Here is a 715-nt window from a genome sequence, read left to right as displayed (position 1 = left end):
GTAAGCTTCTAGCAATCGGTCGGTAACTATCTCCATATTGCTCGGCATTTTCGCGGTAAAATCAGCGTGAGAGATACGCGCCGGCGATTTAAAGGCTTCCACGGCGTCATTCAAAAGTTGGTCGACAACTTGACGTTTGGTCACCAGTTGCGAGTAGTCTGCGGAAGATTGGATTGTAGAATCGTTGGCGGCCAGTGAATAAGGGGCTGCTGTCAGCGCAATTACGCTGCCAAGGGCGATAGCAAGGAGGTTCTTCTTCATGGGTGAATCCTAGTTTTGTTATTTTTCGAATTAGAAAGGTGGATTTTTTCAGTCTAGGTTTGACTCATGAATAAACTGTGAAACGAATCCCAAACCCGCCGAGCCAAACGACCTTTATCGCCAAAACACGAAGTAGGATCACGAAAATGGTTTACTAATTATTTGTCATGTAACTGTTTGTTTTAAAAGATAAACAGTGCGAATACAACAAAACGTAGGCATTAAAAAAGCCCGAGTAAGACTCGAGCTTTTTAGATTCGACTGAACGAGAGTTGCTTACACGTAGTACGCTTCAACTTCGCCTTTCAGTTTGATCAGCATTGGGTTACCGAAACGGTCTTTTGCTTTAGGAGAAGCAATTTTTACCCAACCTTCACTCACGCAGTATTCTTCTACGTCAGTGCGCTCTTTACCGTTGAAACGGATACCGATTTGGTGCTCAAAACATTCTTTG

General features: G+C 43.6%; 1 protein-coding gene and 1 pseudogene. Both read right to left on the bottom strand.

Annotated elements, in window-relative coordinates; translation table 11 throughout:
* A pseudogene (locus R7190_RS27420) lies at positions 1–261 on the bottom strand (transporter); the annotation flags it as partial.
* Positions 262–537: 276 nt separating this feature from the next.
* On the bottom strand, positions 538–715 hold a 178-nt coding region (locus R7190_RS27415; RefSeq protein ID WP_318137874.1), incomplete at its 5' end, for a DUF3297 family protein.

It is taken from the genome of Vibrio sp. 1078-1, from assembly GCF_033340475.1.
Note: the sequence above shows the minus strand (reverse complement) of the source record. Positions and strands in the feature narration are given on the sequence as shown.